The organism is Salegentibacter tibetensis, assembly GCF_020164485.1.
Classification (GTDB): Bacteria; Bacteroidota; Bacteroidia; order Flavobacteriales; family Flavobacteriaceae; genus Salegentibacter; species Salegentibacter tibetensis.
The window spans coordinates 26,387-42,232 of the sequence record NZ_JAIQZA010000012.1 but is presented as its reverse complement, the minus strand read 5'-3'; the positions used below and the strand labels follow the sequence as shown (position 1 = coordinate 42,232).

Below are 15,846 nucleotides of genomic sequence, written 5' to 3'. Positions count from 1 at the left end.
TTAAAATATTTATCATGAAAAAGATTATTAAAACCGACAAAGCCCCTGCTCCTATCGGGCCATATAACCAGGCTGTTTTAACCGGCAATATGCTTTATGTTTCAGGACAAATAGCACTTAATCCAGAAACCAACGAATTAGAGACAGACGAACTTCAAGAGGAAACAACCCGGGTAATGCAAAATCTAAAAGCGATTCTTGCTGAAGCTGGAATGGATTTTGAAAACGTAATAAAAACTTCAATCTTTATTAGTGATATGAATAATTTCGCTAAAATAAATGAGGTTTATGGATCATATTTTAATGCGGAAACTGCACCTGCCCGAGAAACTGTAGAAGTTGCAAATTTACCCAAATTTGTAAATGTAGAGATAAGCGCTATTGCGGTAAAGTATTAATAATCACTGAACAGATGGGCTTCCCGTTCAAAGTAATTGGAGTAATAGCCATCAAAAGTCTTTATATCTTCGCCAAAATGTTCCATTTTATACAGGCCGGCGAAGATAAAGATATTACTGTCGTAGTTTAAAAACTCATCCATTTTTCTGAAAAAAAACCGAACCTTCTTTAAATTGGGCCAAAGGCTTATTCATATAAGTATTGAGCACATTAAAATCATGATACTGAAAAACATGAATCATTTCGTGGACGATAGTATTATAATTAAATCCGCCTGCTTCAGGGTTTAATAGAATTGCTGTACCTATTGCCGCACCTCGATAGGATTTATCTTTACTCCTGAAATAACTATTACCCGAAAAAACGAATTCCCCAAGCCTTAAACTCAAATTTGGCTCAAATTGATTCTGGACAGCGGTATAAGCAGTTAAAAGAAAAGATACTGGTTGAATCCTGTATTTAATCTGAAATCGATTTTTGGTGTGAAATTCTATTCGGTTAAAACCAATATTCAGGTTCCATTGTTCCCAGAAATTCCTGTTTGAAGCAGCATTTTCAATAATAGAAGTACCAGCTGAATTCACGAATTTTGCCGGCCAGCCATAGCTTAGGTTTTCGTGCCTGGCAATTCTCCCCGCAATTACTTTACTCTCAAAAACCAGGTAACCGCCTAACGCGCCCTGCGCCATTCCTTTAAAAAGAACATCGCCAATCTTCTCTTGAGGTTCTTTATTGATTACCGCTCCTATTCCACTAAAAACTGAACCTATTCCTATGTTGAATAAAGCCGCTTCGGTATAATTATTCTGTGAATGTAGCGATGAGCTTGAGGTCATCAAAACAAACAATAATGGAATAATTCGGGGCGAATATATCAAGAAAATTTTTGAAGTTTTAGAAAGCTTGCATTAGTAACTTAGCACTGGCGGGGTTTGTAGCCAGAGGGATATCATGAACATCACATAAACGCATCAGCATAAAAATATCTGGTTCGTGTGGATGTTTATCCAAAGGATCACGGAAGAAGATCACCATATCTACTTTACCTTCGGCAATTCGCGAAGCAATTTGCGCATCGCCACCAATTGGCCCCGAAAGCAATTTTTCAACTTCAAAACCGGCGATTTCGGTTTTTGCACCAGTTGTTCCGGTGGCAATTAGTCTAATATTTTTAGCTTGAAGAGCTTCTTTATGATTATTTAGAAACTGAACCATTTCGGCCTTTTTCCCATTGTGGGCAATAATTGCAACTGTTTTCATAATTATACAGATAATATATCAGATATGCGAAGCAAATCTTTATTAATAGTTGGTTTTGCTTTTAGGGCTTTTTCCAGCTCAATGGCCTGAACTTCATTATTCATCATTCCTACCATAATATCACGTTGCCCGTCCAGGGCAAGTTCTACAGCTTTTACGCAGAGCCTGCTCGCCAAAACACGATCAAAGCAAGTGGGGCGACCTCCCCGCTGGACATGCCCTAAAACGGTAACTTTAGCATCGTAATAAGGCAAGTTTTCTTTCACGTAAGCTGCTAATTCAAAAACGTTCTTACCAATTTTGTCACCTTCAGAAACTATAACAATGCTCGAAGTTTTCCCTGAACGCCTGCTGCGTTCCAATGAATTTAACAATCGGTCTAAACCAAGATCCTCTTCCGGGATTAAAATTTCTTCTGCACCGGCACCAATTCCACTATTTAAAGCTATGAATCCGGCATCCCGACCCATAACTTCCACAAAAAACAACCTATTATGGGAGCTTGCGGTATCCCTGATTTTATCTACCGCATCTATAACGGTATTTAAAGCAGTATCATAGCCTATGGTATAATGTGTACCAAAGATATCATTGTCTATGGTTGCCGGAACACCAATTACAGGGATGTTATGTTCCTTACTAAAGACTTGACCTCCTCTAAAGGTTCCATCTCCACCAATTAAAATCATGGCATCCACATTTGCCTTTTTTAAATGACTGGCTGCCTTCTCTCGTCCTTCTTCAGTTAGAAATTCTTTTGATCTGGCCGTTTTTAGAAAAGTTCCACCCAAATTAATCACATTTCTTACACTACGTGCATTTAGTTCTATATAATCACCCTCTATCATTCCCTGAAAACCTTGCATAAAACCAAGGCATTCTACACGATAATAGGCACACGCTCTAACCACAGCTCTTATAGCAGCATTCATTCCAGGGGAATCTCCTCCGGAAGTCATTACTCCTATTCGTTTTATCCTTTTTGTCATATTTTAAATTCTAGCCTAAAATTACAAACTCAGGCGCTATCTCAAAAGAAAAAGATTAAGTTTTAGGAATTATAATATAATTTTAATCCTGATCGGGAAAGCGAATATAATCGGGAGCTTCAGGACGAGATGTGGTATTCTGTTCAGCCTCTTTCTTTAGTGACTGAATCTCTGTATTGGCAATTTTTCTAATCAATTCTTTAAAAGTGTCGAAATCTACCGAATAGGATAAGCCTATACCCTGTGTAAAGCCTATTTCTTCACCAATAAATTGAATATTATTTTCCCTATTAAAAACCTTGGCTCTTAAGGTCCCGTCTTCATTCAATAAGAAGTCAATTTCCAGATCACCAACAATAACAGATTCGGTCATCCCTCCTATTGGAACCCCTACCTGGCCATTAATGATAACCCTATTGCTTATTTGTGTTGAAAGTGTTAAACCAAAACGGTCTACGGTTTGCTGATCTGGGGTACGATCACCCTGCACATAGTTTACTCCAACCTGAAATTTACCATCATCTCCCGCAAAAATATCATTTACAATACTTGAGGCCCTTTCTGCCAAAGTTCCTGTAATTGCGTTTTGCCTTAAACCAAATTCACTATAGAATGCTCCCTGGGTTACCAGGAATAAAGCCTGAAGTTCTTTACTGGTACGGTCGTCCATTCTATATTCCAGTTCTGATCGCACTACGGAGCTGGCACTGGGGAAAGCTATATCGAAAGTAATATCGGGTTGTTCTATATCACCCTGAAGGTTAATAATTACTTCAACAGGAATTTTTCTGTTAATAGATGGATTCTCCAGTAGAACTGCAGGGTTAGCATTTAAAGCATAGATTGCGCTTACATCCAGTTCGGCATCGGTAGGATCACCGTTCCAGTTGATACTTCCACCCGATTCTACATTAAAAACTTTTTGAACAAGTCCTGCGTACTTGAAGTTGTAAACACCTTCATATACTACAAAATCCCCCCACATATTGAATTTTCCATTGGTGTTAATCTCCAGTAGTAAATTTCCCGAACCCCGGCCTCTTAAGGTACTTCCACTGGTTTGGTCTACTACTACTTCCACTTCGGCATCATTTGTAATATCGAGATCAAAAATAAGTTCCACTCCGGTCACTTCAGGGAGTATAATGTCTTCACCCGCTTTCCGGGCAGCTTTTTCTTCTGGACTTAAAAAATGAATATAGGAGTTATCTCCAACCGATTCGGTCTCGCTTAAAGGAATTTTAAAAACGGTTCCCCGCTCAGTAGTTGCGGTAACATCTATAACCAACTGATCTGTTGGACCAACTATACTGGCGTTACCACTTATAAAAGCTGTTCCGTAATAAAGTGCATCTTCATCGGCTTCAGTATCTAAAACAAGAAGTCTGTTGGTATCAATATTGAGATCCAGGTTCCATTCCGAAAAATTTTGATGACCTATACTTCCATTTAGCCTTCCCCCCGTTTGGTATTTAGTATCTTCAATTTCAACATTGTCAAAAATAAATTCCTGCTGATTTAGACTTACTATCGCATCATCCTTAAAATCAAGGTCTATATTAAGATAAGGAACTCTTAACCCCGCGTTTGCCAAGCTAATTTCACCAGAAAAATCGGGATTTTTATAATTCCCTGAAACCTTGGCATTTCCCGATGCAGCACCCCGAATATTACTAATCACTTCCCCTCCCAGAGGACTAAACGCAGCCAGATTTAATTCGTCCAAATCTACGTTCAAATCTATAATGGGTTCATTACCACTTACATCTATATTCCCAATTGCATTTAGAGATTCATTGCCGTTTTTACGTAAATTAGCATTTATCACATAACTGGTAAGTGTTTCATTTCCTTCGACATCAAGTACCAAATTACCCAGCAAATTATCATTAATATTTAAAGAATCTACCCTCAGGTTTGTGTTGGGATAATACGCTCCGTTTTCCTGGAGTAAATCAAATTTACCATTTAATGTTCCGGCAAGATCCAGACTATCTATGTGGGGAGTGATCTTACCAATATCCACATCATCAAATTCCATTTTAAAATCCTTATAAGTGGAATCCCGCATAACTCCACTAAGCCTTATTTCCTCATTTTTATGACTCATCACCAGAGAATCTATGGTGATATCACGAAAATCGAGATCAAAGATTATCTTGTTACTTTTATTGCCTTCTTCATTAATATACCAGGTATTATTTTTAAAAGTAAGATCGGAACGCTGAACCCCAACTACCGATTTATTTTCTTTATTAATCGTGTGAAAAAGATTTAGGTTAAAAATGTCTTCATTATTTTTTCCTCCCTGAAATTCAGATCTTATAAAAAGCGTATCTCTCTGAGTTACGTTGATAAAGCTAAATTCAGAAAAATTATAAAAATCTGTTGAAACACTGTCGGCATCAAAATAAGTGTTATAAATAGGATTGGTATTATCTACGTTTAGATTAACTGTTTCCATCATATTTCCAAAGATATCTATCTTTGGAGAACGGAAATTCACTTTAAATTCAGATTCATCTGAAGCTAACCGACCCCGAATAAAGGTATTTGGAGCAAGGTTAATTTCAGGATAAAAAACTTCTATTATCTTGTTATAAATGTCAAAATCGAATTCAAGATACTGATTGTTAGTAATGGTTCTGGGCTTATAATTGGTGTAAATACTGCCCAGGGAATTCTCGATTAAAGGTCTTATTTCTGAAAGATTGAAATCTCCTTTAATTTCCCCACTTATAACATCTGGAGAGTTAATACTCAAGGTTCTCACAGGGCCTTCAAAGCTTGAGGTAATACTAAAATCATCAAAATAATAGAGGTCGTTTTGATTTTGATAGGAAGTATTCAGCAATAAGATTTCACCAAAAGCATCATCTATACTGGTGCCTTTCATATTCATAATCACATCTCCTTTAAAAACAGAAAGGCTGTCACGCGAAACGAAATTAAGCGCATTTAGATCGGCAAAACCAACAGAAGCTTCAAAATCGTAGTTATTTATGTCTTCAGAAAGGTCGGCTAAACCGTTAAATTCCATCTTTAGATTGGGATCGTTGGCCATTAATAAACCGTTAAAAACAGGATTTCTAAGATTTCCGATTACCCGAATCCCCTGGTAAGTATAATCATTGAATTGCAATTTAGAAATTTGACCTCTCAATTCGGCGTTAAGCGTTTCAGCGTCAAATCCGGTACCATCTATATCCAGGTTAAAACTGGTTTTTCCCAGATTCTCATTATTGGTTAGTTTCCCAATATTTACATCCTCAAAAATTAATTTCCCCTGATAAGTAACATTTCTTGAATTATTGAAACCTCGTAAAACCACGTTAGCCTCAGCCGATCCCAGTTGTGTATCTATTGTCATATCTGCATTAAGGTTAGAACTGGTTACAACAGCATCCCCCTGCATTGTTAAATTACCAAAATCACGCAGATTTTCGGGAAGTTTTCCTTTAAGGTCACCGGGTAATAAGTTTACGAGATCATAATAATTACTGGTAAATTCGGTAAAATCGCCGGTAAGTTTGAAATCTTCACCTCCCTGTGAAAAGGCTCCTTCAATATTTACATTTCCTTCTATTTTACTACGATCCATCCCGGTTAGCCGTAAATTAGGAAGTACAAAATCATTAAGAGTACCTTTTATGTCGGTATTTAATTGCATAATCTGGTCATTACCAAATTCAGCATAAAATGCCTGAAGATCGGTACTGGAAATAACACTTTCGGTAAATGTTCCTGTAATTTCTACTTTGTTTTCAAAATCGGAAAAATCTTCAGTTTTGTAATTAAATTCAAGTTCAGCATTCACCAAAGATTGCGGCGTTTGAATTATGAGATTATCAAAAATCATATGCTCGGGACTATAGAGGAACTGCGTACTTAAGTTAACGATATCGAGTCCGCGCTTTTCGATTGCATTAAGCCCTACAATATTTATACTTAATTCAGGACCTTTAATTCTTAGTTCTTTTCCATAAACATTTAAATTTTTCAATACCAGGAATTCAGGGTTTTCACTCTCTTCGTTGATAAAACTATAATTTCCATCAGTAATTTCTACCCGATCCACCAGCAACTCGAATTGCGTAGAGTCTCCGGTAGGCTGTGTGCTTAATTTTTCTATAAACCTGGCAAGGTTATCTTTATCTTCACCTTTATATTTTCGCATGTTTAATTCTAACCCCTCTAAATAGGTTTTTCCTAAATGTGGTTTATTACCAAGCAGGTTTGTAATTCCCAAAAGAGAAGTGCGTAATTCTTCAGAAAAAATTAAGGTATTTTTGTGATGGTCTTCAATGTAAATTCCACTAATTTTCACCCTGCCGAAGTAGGTTAAACTTACTCCGTCTACAGAAATATTTACATCGTTATTTTCGTTAATAGAATTAGTGATGCGGTTTGCGACACTTGTTTGAACAGCGGGAATGGAGAAAACGATCAAAATTATGACAAAAAGCAAAACCAGCGCAACCACGGTTCTAGTTAATATTTTCCAGAATTTTTTGATACGCTTTTATATTTTAACTTTGTACACAATATTAACAATTTCTATGCCCCTTATTACTTAATGGCTTCACAAAATATTTACATATTAGGGATCGAATCTTCATGCGACGATACTGCCGCTGCTATATTGCATAACGGCAAAATACTATCTAACATTGTAGCAACTCAGGAAGTTCATCAACAATACGGTGGTGTGGTTCCAGAGCTCGCTTCCAGAGCTCACCAGCAAAATATAGTTCCAGTGATTCACCAGGCCATAGCCAGGGCAAATATCGGTAAAAAAGATATATCTGCAATTGCATTTACGAGGGGTCCGGGACTTATGGGTTCTTTACTGGTTGGTACCTCTTTCGCTAAATCCTTATCACTTGGTTTAGGGATTCCTCTTATAGAGGTGAACCACATGCAAGCGCATATTCTGGCGCATTTTATTGAGGAAGAACACTTCAAGAAACCAAGCTTTCCATTTCTGGCATTAACTATTAGTGGCGGACATACCCAAATAGTAAAGGTTTCCAACTATTTTGAAATGGAAGTAATAGGTGAAACTACAGATGACGCTGTAGGTGAAGCCTTTGATAAAAGCGCAAAGATTTTAGGCCTGCCCTATCCCGGCGGTCCATTAATCGATAAATATGCACAGGAAGGAAATCCCAAAGCTTTTCCGTTTCCAAATCCAAAGGTACCGGATTTGAATTTTAGCTTTAGCGGCTTTAAAACTTCAGTGCTTTATTTTGTGCAAAAACAAACCAAAGAAAACCCTGATTTTGTTGCTGAAAATTTAAAGGATATCTGTGCTTCAATTCAGTTTTCCATAGTAAGAATTTTAATGGATAAGCTGAAAAAGGCAGTAAAACAAACAGGCATTAACCAAATTGCCATCGCCGGTGGGGTTTCAGCAAACAGCGGAATTAGAAATGCACTCATGGAAGCGGAGAAAAAATATGGTTGGAATTGTTTTATCCCCAAATTTGAATACACTACAGATAATGCTGCGATGATAGCTATTGCCGGTCATTATAAATATTTGAACCAGGATTTTTCCGATTTTTCTATTACTGCGCAGGCACGTTATAAATTTTAATCGATGCAACTTTTTTACACCCCGAATATTGAAAAAACCGATAAGCAAATTGTCTTCCCAAAAGATGAAAGTCGGCATATCGCAAAGGTTTTGCGAAAAAATCCTGGAGATTCATTAAAAGTGACAAACGGAAAAGGAAGTTTATTTACGGCGGAAATCATAACAGCTGATCCAAAACAATGTTTGGCTACAATTATTGAAGTTGAAGAGGAAAAACCAAAAAAATATCGATTACACCTTGCAGTAGCGCCTACGAAAATGAACGACAGGTATGAATGGTTCCTGGAAAAAGCGACAGAAATCGGAGTTGATGAGATCACACCCATAATTTGCGATCACAGCGAAAGAAAAACAATAAAGCTAAATCGCTATGAAAGGGTTTTGCAAAGCGCAATGAAGCAATCTTTACATTTCAGTTTACCAATTATAAATGAAGCAGTTAATTTCTCAGAATTTCTTGTAAATGAAACTGAAGCACAGAAATTTATAGCTCACTGCGAAGAAAATATTCCCCGTCTTTCACTGAAAAACGAAGCTAAACCAAAAGAAAATATATGCATTCTTATTGGCCCTGAAGGTGATTTTTCTCCTGAAGAAATAGAACAGGCAATTGAAAAAGGCTGGAATGCGGTTAGTTTAGGCGATAGTAGACTGAGAACAGAAACAGCAGCCATGGTTGCCTGTCATACCATTGCTCTTATAAATCAGGATTAATTTTTGATCACTAAGTGAGATTTATCACTATTAATTTTGCAAACTCAGAATTTTTTAGATTTGTATCCGTTTAGTATACTCTCTTTTTTATTGATATTTTTACACTGATGTTGACTTTAAAAAAATATTTACTCGATAATCGAGATTTAAATGCTCCAAGGCTTGCCTCGAAATTCAAATTTACTTTCCTCTCTGAAAGCCTCTTGAGCTTGCTTCGAGGCAGTTTACCGTTATTTCTTTTTATTGGTTTTTGCCCGTTTCTAGCTGCGCAGGAGATTGCGCTTCTAAAATACAATGGTGGCGGCGACTGGTATGCAAATCCTACTTCCCTGCCCAATCTTATCACTTTTGCAAATAATAATATCGAGACCAGTTTAAAAGCCAAACCTGTAACCGTCACACCGGAAAATTCAGATATTTTTCAATATCCTTTTGTACATATGACGGGCCATGGAAATGTGATTTTCAGTGATAAAGAAGCTGAAAATCTTAGAAATTATTTATTAAGTGGTGGTTTTCTTCATATAGACGATAACTACGGGATGCAACAATATTTGGAGAAAGAGTTGCAAAAGGTATTTCCTGAGAAAAAACTGGAAGAACTACCCGCAAACTACCCTATTTTTAGCACTGCTTTTAATTTTCCTCGAGGTTTACCCAAAATTCACGAACATGATAATAAACCGCCACAGGCTTTTGGGATCTTTGATGAAAACAGACTGGTACTTTTATTTACCGTAGAAAGTGATCTTGGCGATGGTTGGGAAAGCCCCGAAGTTCATAACGATCCGGAAGAAGTAAGATTAAAAGCATTACAGATGGGAGCAAATATTTTGAAATACGCCTTTGAAAATTAATGGTACAACTATCCCATTTTGACGAAAAATTCAGCAAAGAAAAATTTCCCGTTATTCTTCTGTTAGATAACATTACGGGAGAAGCCAATATCGGCAGCATTTTCAGGCTTGCTGATGCTTTTAACGTGGAAAAAATTGTTTTTTCGGGGACCGAACCAAACCTTAATAGCCGAAGGCTTCATAAAACAGCAAGAAATACACACAAAACCGTTACGCACGAATTTACCGAAAATACGATTAATTTTATTCAAAATTCTAAAGCAAATTGTGATGTTTATGCACTGGAGATCACTTCAGGCAGTATTCCTATTGAGGATTTCCATTATTCCGAAGATCATAAAGGCATCATTTTGATTTTGGGAAATGAAGTTTCAGGTATCAATAAAGAATTATTAAAAATTTCAGATAAACATTTGCATATCAATATGTTTGGACGAAATAGCAGTATGAATGTTGCACAAGCTGCAGGAATAGCCTTATACGAAATATCAAAAACAATATTTGCTTTCGCTAAGAAATAATATATTTACCCCGTGAATTCAAAATCAATTACTTTAGGGATTTTAAGGGCAGCAGGAATAATGATAGGTATTATTCTACTGCTGTATTTTTTATGGGAAATCCAATCGGTTTTGGTTTATATCGCTATCGCCGCGGTAATTTCTCTGGTTGGCCGGCCAGTAGTAATCTTTCTTAGACAGCGGTTAAAAATACCCAATCAGCTTTCAGTAATTATAGTGCTAATCCTTGTCCTCTCTATCTTCGCGGGAATTATACTTGTTTTCGTACCTATTGTAATTGAGCAAAGTCATTATCTAAGTCGAATAGACATGGAAGCTTTTAGAAGCGATGTTAATGAACTAAACAATCAAATAAATAATTATTTAGGAGTTCAAGAAATTAATCTAATAGAGGGTTTAAAGCAGAGTGAATTTATAAGAAATTTTGATATTGGTGCGGTTCCCAGACTTTTAAATAATGTTTTTAGTATTTTGGGAGCCACTATTATAGCCATTTTTTCCATTCTCTTTATTTCTTTTTTCTTGCTGAAAGACAGTAAATTAATGTTGAATAGTATTCTTGTTTTTGCCAATCGTGGGGACGAAAAGAAATTTCAACGTGTTTTTAATAAGATTAAAATTTTGCTTTCCCGTTATTTTGTTGGGTTAACCCTGCAAATCACGGTTTTATTTGTGCTTTATGCTATTCTACTAAGTGTGTTCGAAATCAATAATCCTATTGCCATTGCCTTTATTTGCGCTTTTCTAAATTTGGTCCCTTATTTAGGGCCTCTCTTTGCGGGAATTTTAATGGCTCTTTTTGTGATTTCCAGTAATCTTGGTGCCGATTTTCAATTGGTTATTCTGCCTAAATTAGGTTACATAATGCTTGGCTATGCTATTTGTCAGCTTATAGATAATATGATCTCTCAGCCTATGATTTTTGGCGCCAGTGTGAGATCACATCCTTTAGAAATATTTCTTATCATTCTTATTGCCGGAATTATGTTCGGCATCACCGGAATGGTTATCGCTGTGCCCTTCTATACGGCCCTTAAAGTGATCGCTAAAGAATCTTTAAGCGAATACAAGATCGTAAAACGACTTACCCGGGACCTTTAAATCTGCATTTTGAATAAAGCGCTATTAAATCCCGAAGTTCAGGAGTTCTTAAGGAAGCACCTGAAAGCAACTCCTGCTGAATTAGCACTACGCGGAAGTCCATTTCCTAATATTTCCTCTTCAGAATTGGCACAACAGTTAACAGGTTTGCAAAAGGCTGAAAAAAAGCTGCCAACCTGGTTTAAGCAAACCCGAATTTACTATCCGCCAAAGTTAAATTTAGAACAAACCTCCTCTGAAACTACCGCAAAATATAAAGCTTCATTGCTTAAAGGCGAAACTTTAATCGATTTAACCGGCGGACTGGGAATAGACGATTATTATTTTGCTGAAAATTTTAAGGAGGTTATACATTGTGAATTAAATGCTGAATTATCTGAAATTGCAGCGCATAATTTGAAACAATTAGGGGTGAAAAATATTTCCTTTAGAAATGAAGATAGCATTGCGTTTCTAAAGGATACTGATCAAAGATTCGATTGTATTTATATAGATCCGGCTCGGCGGGACGATTCGGGAGGAAAAGTCTTTAAACTTGCTGATTGCTTACCTAATGTCCCGGAAAATATTGAATTGCTATTTAGAAAAAGCAAAACAATCCTCATCAAAACCTCTCCACTACTCGATTTGCAGGCCGGAATTTCAGAGTTGAAATTTGTAGCCGAAATTCATATAATCGCAGTAAATAATGATGTGAAAGAATTATTATGGATGCTGAAAAAAGACAATACTTCAGCAACTAAAATAAAAACCAGGAATTTTACTAAAACCGGCCTTGAAGAATTTGAAGGAATTTTTAATAAAACTACTTCTGAACTAAACTATTCCCTACCTAAGAATTTTCTTTACGAGCCCAATGCAGCGATTATGAAAAGTGGACTTTTCGAAGAAATCGCGCATCAAACGCAAACAGAAAAACTTCATCCCAATTCTCATTTATATACTTCAGAAAAAGAAATTAATTTTCCCGGAAGAAGATTTAAAATTATTGATAATCAAGAATATAAGCCCAGTTCATTAAAGAAAAAATTTAAGAATTTAAAAGCCAACATTACCACCAGAAACTTCCACGAAAGCGTTGCGGTTTTACGAAAAAAGTTCAAAATAAAAGAAGGTGGTAAAACCTATTTATTCTTCACCACCAATATAAATAATGAAAAGATCGTGTTATTCTGTGAAAAATGCTAAGCGCGTTCTTGCAACCTGTCTTTCACAAATTCTACCTTAGTTTTCCCGTGCGCCGTTGGTTTTCCATTTTCATCTAAGGTCACCATAATCACTTTATCTATAGTAATAATAGTGTGCCGTGTCATTTTATTTCTAACCTCGCACTTTAAAGTTAGCGAGGTAGTACCGAATTTCAGTACTTCAATCCCAATTTCAACAATATCCCCTTGTTTTGCAGAATGCTGAAAATTAATCTCACTCATATATTTAGTGACACACTTAGAATTTTCCAGCTGAATGATACTGTACAAAGCACATTCTTCATCTATCCAGGCCAGTAAATACCCGCCAAACAAAGTTCCGTTAGGGTTTAGGTCTTCAGGTTTAATCCATTTTCTGGTATGAAATCTCATATTTTTGTTTTAAAAGTAACCATAAAATGTGGGCGGGTAAAAGCTTTTCTAAGATTTACCGGTACTATAATATCAAGTTGATCATTTTAGATTTTGATAAAAAAAGGGCTTGTAAATTACCAATACTATAAATAATTTTTCGCAGCTTCAATGATTTCAGCGTGATCAAAAGCGAGTTTTGGTAAATCATCTATACTTACCCAGGAAGCTTCTGCTGCGTCGTCACCAGCATTTAGATCTTCCTCACAAAAAATTCGAGCTACAAAAGCAATAGAAATGGTTCTTCCCCTGGGATCACGACCGGGAGCGCCAAACGCTCTTACCTGTTCCATTGTTTCTACCGCAACCCCTGTTTCTTCTTTAAGTTCCCGTTTGGCAGCGGTTACCAAATCTTCAGATTCATCTATAAAACCTCCCGGCAATGCCCATTGATCCCCAAAAGGATCGTTTTTCCTTTTTATGAGTAATACCTTAAATTCATTATTTGCGTTACAAAAAACTACACTATCTACGGTTACTGCTACTTCTTGCTGTTTCATTTTAATTTAAAGTTTTAGGTATTTGTATATCTGTTTTAAATCGTTTGTTGAATTTCTCAATAAAATAGGCCGAAAGTAAGGGAGAGGCCTCTTCCACATTTTGATGCACAAAAAAGTAAACATTCTCAAGCCCTTCTTTATGCCATTTTTCCAGCCTATCCAACCAATCATCTAATCTTGTGTAATCTGAACTATGGTTGGCTCCGTTATACCTTATAAAGGCCGTGGTATTACTCAATCGCATATGAATTAGATCGCGTCTTCCCGCGGTATCGGTTATTATGTGCGCTACATCCCTTGCTTTGAGAATATCGTAAAGTTCGTTGGCTACTTTTTCATCTGCATACCAATCTTCATGTCTTAATTCTGCTGAAAGCGGAATTTCCTTTGGCCAATGAGCAAAAAATTCATCCAGTCTATCAATAAACTTTGGGGTGAAATTCTCACGCATTTGCAGGAAAACCATTCCCAGTTTTTCTTTTAACTGAAGCAGATTTTTTACAAAATCATCGGTCAGCTCTTCTGTTCCGTTAAGCCACTTTCTATGACTTATAAGTCTGGGTATTTTAGGGAAAAACTTAAAATCTTCATCAGCTTTTCCATACCATTTTTTAAACTGCTCTTCAGGATACATTCTATAGAAAGAACCATTGAATTCTATACTGTTAAACTGCGAGGAGTAGTAAACAAGCTCATCTTTTGTCCCTCGCGGATAGAAGTTCTTAAGGTCTTTTCTACTCCATTTTGCACAGCCAATACGCACATCTTTAAATCCTCCTTTATCTCCCTTTTCATTAAGAATTTTAATGGTGTCCGGATGCGTTTTAGGCAGGGAAAAATCTATATTCTCAGGATGATCTACTTTTCCAAAGTTCATAGTGTTCTACTAATATTTGTTAAAGTACACCGTTTTTCTATTGGTGAATTCCTGGATGCCGTGATGGGACAATTCTCTTCCGTATCCTGACATTTTGGTTCCGCCAAAAGGTAATCTTGGATCGCTTTTAACCAGCTCATTTACAAACACAGCCCCATCTTCAAATCGTGGAACCACTTTAAGGGCAAAATCTTCATCTTCTGTAAAAATAGAAACCCCAAGTCCGAAACTGGAGGAGTTAACCAGATCTATTGCTTTTTCCTCATCTTTAAATTCTGTAACCGAAATGACAGGACCAAATGTTTCTTCATCAAAAACGGGCATTCCCTCCCTGGCTCCAGTAATTATAGTTGGTTCATAATAGGTGCCGTCCCTTTTTCCGCCTAAAATAATTTTCGCTCCTTTTTTTACTGAATCTTTAACCTGGTCTTCCAAATCTTCCGCCAGATTTTCTTTGGCCATTACCCCAATAAAAGTTTCTTCATCCATTGGGTCGCCGCTTTTTAATTCTCGCACCTGGCGTGTGAATTCCTCCAAGAAATCTTCAGCTATATCCTTATGTAGCAGCAAACGTTTCCCGGCAATACAACTTTGTCCAGTATTTTGAAAACGGGCCTGTACACAGGTTTTTACACTTTTAGCAATATTAGCATCTTTAAAAATCACAAGTGCATTGCTCCCACCAAGTTCTAGAACCGACTTTTTGATCTCTTCCCCGGCAATTGAAGCAACACTACTTCCTGCCCTTTCACTACCAGTTAAGGTTACTGCTTTTACTCTTTTGTTTCTAATTATATTTTCAACTTTCTTACTGCCAATTACCAGGTTCTGAAAACAATCCTCCGGGAAACCAGCCTTTTCAAATATCTTTTGAATATTATTAGCTGACTCCATTACATTACTGGCGTGTTTTAAAATTCCAATATTTCCAGCCATAAGTGCGGGTGCCGCAAACCTGAACACTTGCCAAAAGGGATAATTCCATGGCATTACGGCCAGGACTACTCCTAAAGGTTCATAAGCCACATACGAATTTTTCGCATCGGTTTTTATCTTTTCATTTTGTAAGTGGGATTCGGCATTTTCAGCATAGTATTCACAAACCCAGGCGCATTTCTCTACTTCAGCGATAGCCTGGTTAATTGGTTTCCCCATTTCTTTGGTGATGGCTTCTGCGTATTCCCGGGAATTGTCTTTAAGTTCTTTTGCAGCTTTCATCATTAAATTACTACGCTCTGCAAAAGAAGTTTCTCGCCAGGATTTAAACCTGGAATGCGCTCTTTTTATAGATTTTTCAACTTCTGTATCACTTAATTCGTGATGGCTGGAGATTTGTTCTCCGGTATAAGGGTTTTTTGAAATTATCATTGGCTAATTAGAATTTTTAAATTATTTGGTTGATTTAGGCTT

At 36.8% G+C, this 15,846-nt stretch carries 16 protein-coding genes; 7 read left to right on the top strand and 9 right to left on the bottom strand.

The window, feature by feature from the left end:
- Window positions 1-14: 14 nt before the first annotated feature.
- Window positions 15-398 (top strand): RidA family protein, encoded by a 384-nt coding sequence (locus LB467_RS08155; RefSeq protein ID WP_224473543.1) that lies wholly within the window; start codon window positions 15-17, stop codon window positions 396-398.
- On the opposite strand, the gene LB467_RS08150 is transcribed toward LB467_RS08155, so the two are convergent.
- The 5 genes from LB467_RS08150 to LB467_RS08130 form a co-directional block, all read right to left on the bottom strand.
- Entirely contained in the window at window positions 395-541 is a 147-nt protein-coding gene (locus LB467_RS08150; protein ID WP_224473542.1) for a hypothetical protein, read from the bottom strand. The genes LB467_RS08155 and LB467_RS08150 overlap by 4 nt on opposite strands.
- A complete protein-coding gene (locus LB467_RS08145; protein ID WP_224473541.1) occupies window positions 534-1,235 on the bottom strand; it encodes a hypothetical protein in 702 nt (233 codons plus the stop codon). Before LB467_RS08145 ends, LB467_RS08150 begins: the two co-directional genes overlap by 8 nt.
- Before the next feature lie 58 nt (window positions 1,236-1,293).
- Complete coding sequence (locus LB467_RS08140; protein WP_224473540.1) at window positions 1,294-1,659, bottom strand: methylglyoxal synthase; 366 nt, start codon at window positions 1,657-1,659, stop codon at window positions 1,294-1,296.
- Between the two features lie 2 nt (window positions 1,660-1,661).
- Window positions 1,662-2,648, bottom strand: coding sequence for a 6-phosphofructokinase (gene pfkA, locus LB467_RS08135; protein ID WP_224473539.1), 987 nt, complete (start codon window positions 2,646-2,648; stop codon window positions 1,662-1,664).
- Window positions 2,649-2,730: 82 nt separating this feature from the next.
- Window positions 2,731-7,098 carry a translocation/assembly module TamB domain-containing protein gene (locus tag LB467_RS08130; RefSeq protein WP_224473538.1) on the bottom strand — a complete coding sequence of 1,456 codons (4,368 nt, stop codon included), beginning with the start codon at window positions 7,096-7,098 and terminating at the stop codon, window positions 2,731-2,733.
- Between the two features lie 126 nt (window positions 7,099-7,224).
- On the opposite strand from LB467_RS08130, the gene tsaD reads away from it, so the two are divergent.
- From tsaD to LB467_RS08100, 6 genes are all read left to right on the top strand, one after another.
- The gene (gene tsaD / locus LB467_RS08125) at window positions 7,225-8,247 is read left to right on the top strand and encodes a tRNA (adenosine(37)-N6)-threonylcarbamoyltransferase complex transferase subunit TsaD (RefSeq protein ID WP_224473537.1); all 1,023 of its coding nucleotides are present in this window, start codon (window positions 7,225-7,227) and stop codon (window positions 8,245-8,247) included.
- 3 nt (window positions 8,248-8,250) lie between these two features.
- Window positions 8,251-8,961: a 16S rRNA (uracil(1498)-N(3))-methyltransferase gene (locus LB467_RS08120; protein ID WP_224473536.1), complete on the top strand. Its 711-nt coding sequence runs from the start codon at window positions 8,251-8,253 to the stop codon at window positions 8,959-8,961.
- 107 nt (window positions 8,962-9,068) lie between these two features.
- Window positions 9,069-9,818 carry a DUF4159 domain-containing protein gene (locus LB467_RS08115; protein ID WP_394371776.1) on the top strand — a complete coding sequence of 250 codons (750 nt, stop codon included), beginning with the start codon at window positions 9,069-9,071 and terminating at the stop codon, window positions 9,816-9,818.
- Complete coding sequence (locus tag LB467_RS08110; protein ID WP_224473535.1) at window positions 9,818-10,339, top strand: TrmH family RNA methyltransferase; 522 nt, start codon at window positions 9,818-9,820, stop codon at window positions 10,337-10,339. Before LB467_RS08115 ends, LB467_RS08110 begins: the two co-directional genes overlap by 1 nt.
- Before the next feature lie 60 nt (window positions 10,340-10,399).
- Window positions 10,400-11,440, top strand: coding sequence for an AI-2E family transporter (locus tag LB467_RS08105; protein ID WP_237690422.1), 1,041 nt, complete (start codon window positions 10,400-10,402; stop codon window positions 11,438-11,440).
- A gap of 9 nt (window positions 11,441-11,449) precedes the next feature.
- Window positions 11,450-12,628, top strand: a complete 1,179-nt coding sequence (locus tag LB467_RS08100; protein ID WP_224473533.1) for a class I SAM-dependent methyltransferase — start codon at window positions 11,450-11,452, stop codon at window positions 12,626-12,628.
- Here LB467_RS08100 and LB467_RS08095 read toward each other — a convergent pair.
- The 4 genes from LB467_RS08095 to LB467_RS08080 all read right to left on the bottom strand — a co-directional run bounded on the left by LB467_RS08095 (window position 12,625) and on the right by LB467_RS08080 (window position 15,804).
- Complete coding sequence (locus LB467_RS08095) at window positions 12,625-13,020, bottom strand: acyl-CoA thioesterase (RefSeq protein WP_224473532.1); 396 nt, start codon at window positions 13,018-13,020, stop codon at window positions 12,625-12,627. The genes LB467_RS08100 and LB467_RS08095 overlap by 4 nt on opposite strands.
- Window positions 13,021-13,145: 125 nt before the next feature.
- A complete protein-coding gene (locus LB467_RS08090; RefSeq protein WP_224473531.1) occupies window positions 13,146-13,559 on the bottom strand; it encodes an NUDIX domain-containing protein in 414 nt (137 codons plus the stop codon).
- A 1-nt stretch (window position 13,560) separates the two neighbouring features.
- Window positions 13,561-14,436, bottom strand: coding sequence for a DUF72 domain-containing protein (locus LB467_RS08085; protein ID WP_224473530.1), 876 nt, complete (start codon window positions 14,434-14,436; stop codon window positions 13,561-13,563).
- 9 nt (window positions 14,437-14,445) lie between these two features.
- On the bottom strand, window positions 14,446-15,804 hold the full coding sequence (locus tag LB467_RS08080) for an NAD-dependent succinate-semialdehyde dehydrogenase (protein ID WP_224473529.1): 1,359 nt from the start codon (window positions 15,802-15,804) through the stop codon (window positions 14,446-14,448).
- Window positions 15,805-15,846 lie beyond the last annotated feature (42 nt).

Excerpts from the sequence above, each read along its gene's own strand:
- LB467_RS08155 (WP_224473543.1), top strand. The coding sequence starts at position 15 with ATGAAAAAGATTATTAAAACCGACAAAGCCCCTGCTCCTATCGGGCCA.
- LB467_RS08115 (WP_394371776.1), top strand. The coding sequence starts at position 9,069 with ATGTTGACTTTAAAAAAATATTTACTCGATAATCGAGATTTAAATGCT.
- LB467_RS08140 (WP_224473540.1), bottom strand. The coding sequence starts at position 1,659 with ATGAAAACAGTTGCAATTATTGCCCACAATGGGAAAAAGGCCGAAATG.
- tsaD (WP_224473537.1), top strand. The coding sequence starts at position 7,225 with ATGGCTTCACAAAATATTTACATATTAGGGATCGAATCTTCATGCGAC.
- LB467_RS08110 (WP_224473535.1), top strand. The coding sequence starts at position 9,818 with ATGGTACAACTATCCCATTTTGACGAAAAATTCAGCAAAGAAAAATTT.
- LB467_RS08090 (WP_224473531.1), bottom strand. The coding sequence starts at position 13,559 with ATGAAACAGCAAGAAGTAGCAGTAACCGTAGATAGTGTAGTTTTTTGT.
- LB467_RS08120 (WP_224473536.1), top strand. The coding sequence starts at position 8,251 with ATGCAACTTTTTTACACCCCGAATATTGAAAAAACCGATAAGCAAATT.
- LB467_RS08080 (WP_224473529.1), bottom strand. The coding sequence starts at position 15,804 with ATGATAATTTCAAAAAACCCTTATACCGGAGAACAAATCTCCAGCCAT.
- LB467_RS08105 (WP_237690422.1), top strand. The coding sequence starts at position 10,400 with ATGATAGGTATTATTCTACTGCTGTATTTTTTATGGGAAATCCAATCG.
- LB467_RS08150 (WP_224473542.1), bottom strand. The coding sequence starts at position 541 with ATGGATGAGTTTTTAAACTACGACAGTAATATCTTTATCTTCGCCGGC.
- LB467_RS08085 (WP_224473530.1), bottom strand. The coding sequence starts at position 14,436 with ATGAACTTTGGAAAAGTAGATCATCCTGAGAATATAGATTTTTCCCTG.
- LB467_RS08145 (WP_224473541.1), bottom strand. The coding sequence starts at position 1,235 with ATGACCTCAAGCTCATCGCTACATTCACAGAATAATTATACCGAAGCG.
- LB467_RS08095 (WP_224473532.1), bottom strand. The coding sequence starts at position 13,020 with ATGAGATTTCATACCAGAAAATGGATTAAACCTGAAGACCTAAACCCT.
- pfkA (WP_224473539.1), bottom strand. The coding sequence starts at position 2,648 with ATGACAAAAAGGATAAAACGAATAGGAGTAATGACTTCCGGAGGAGAT.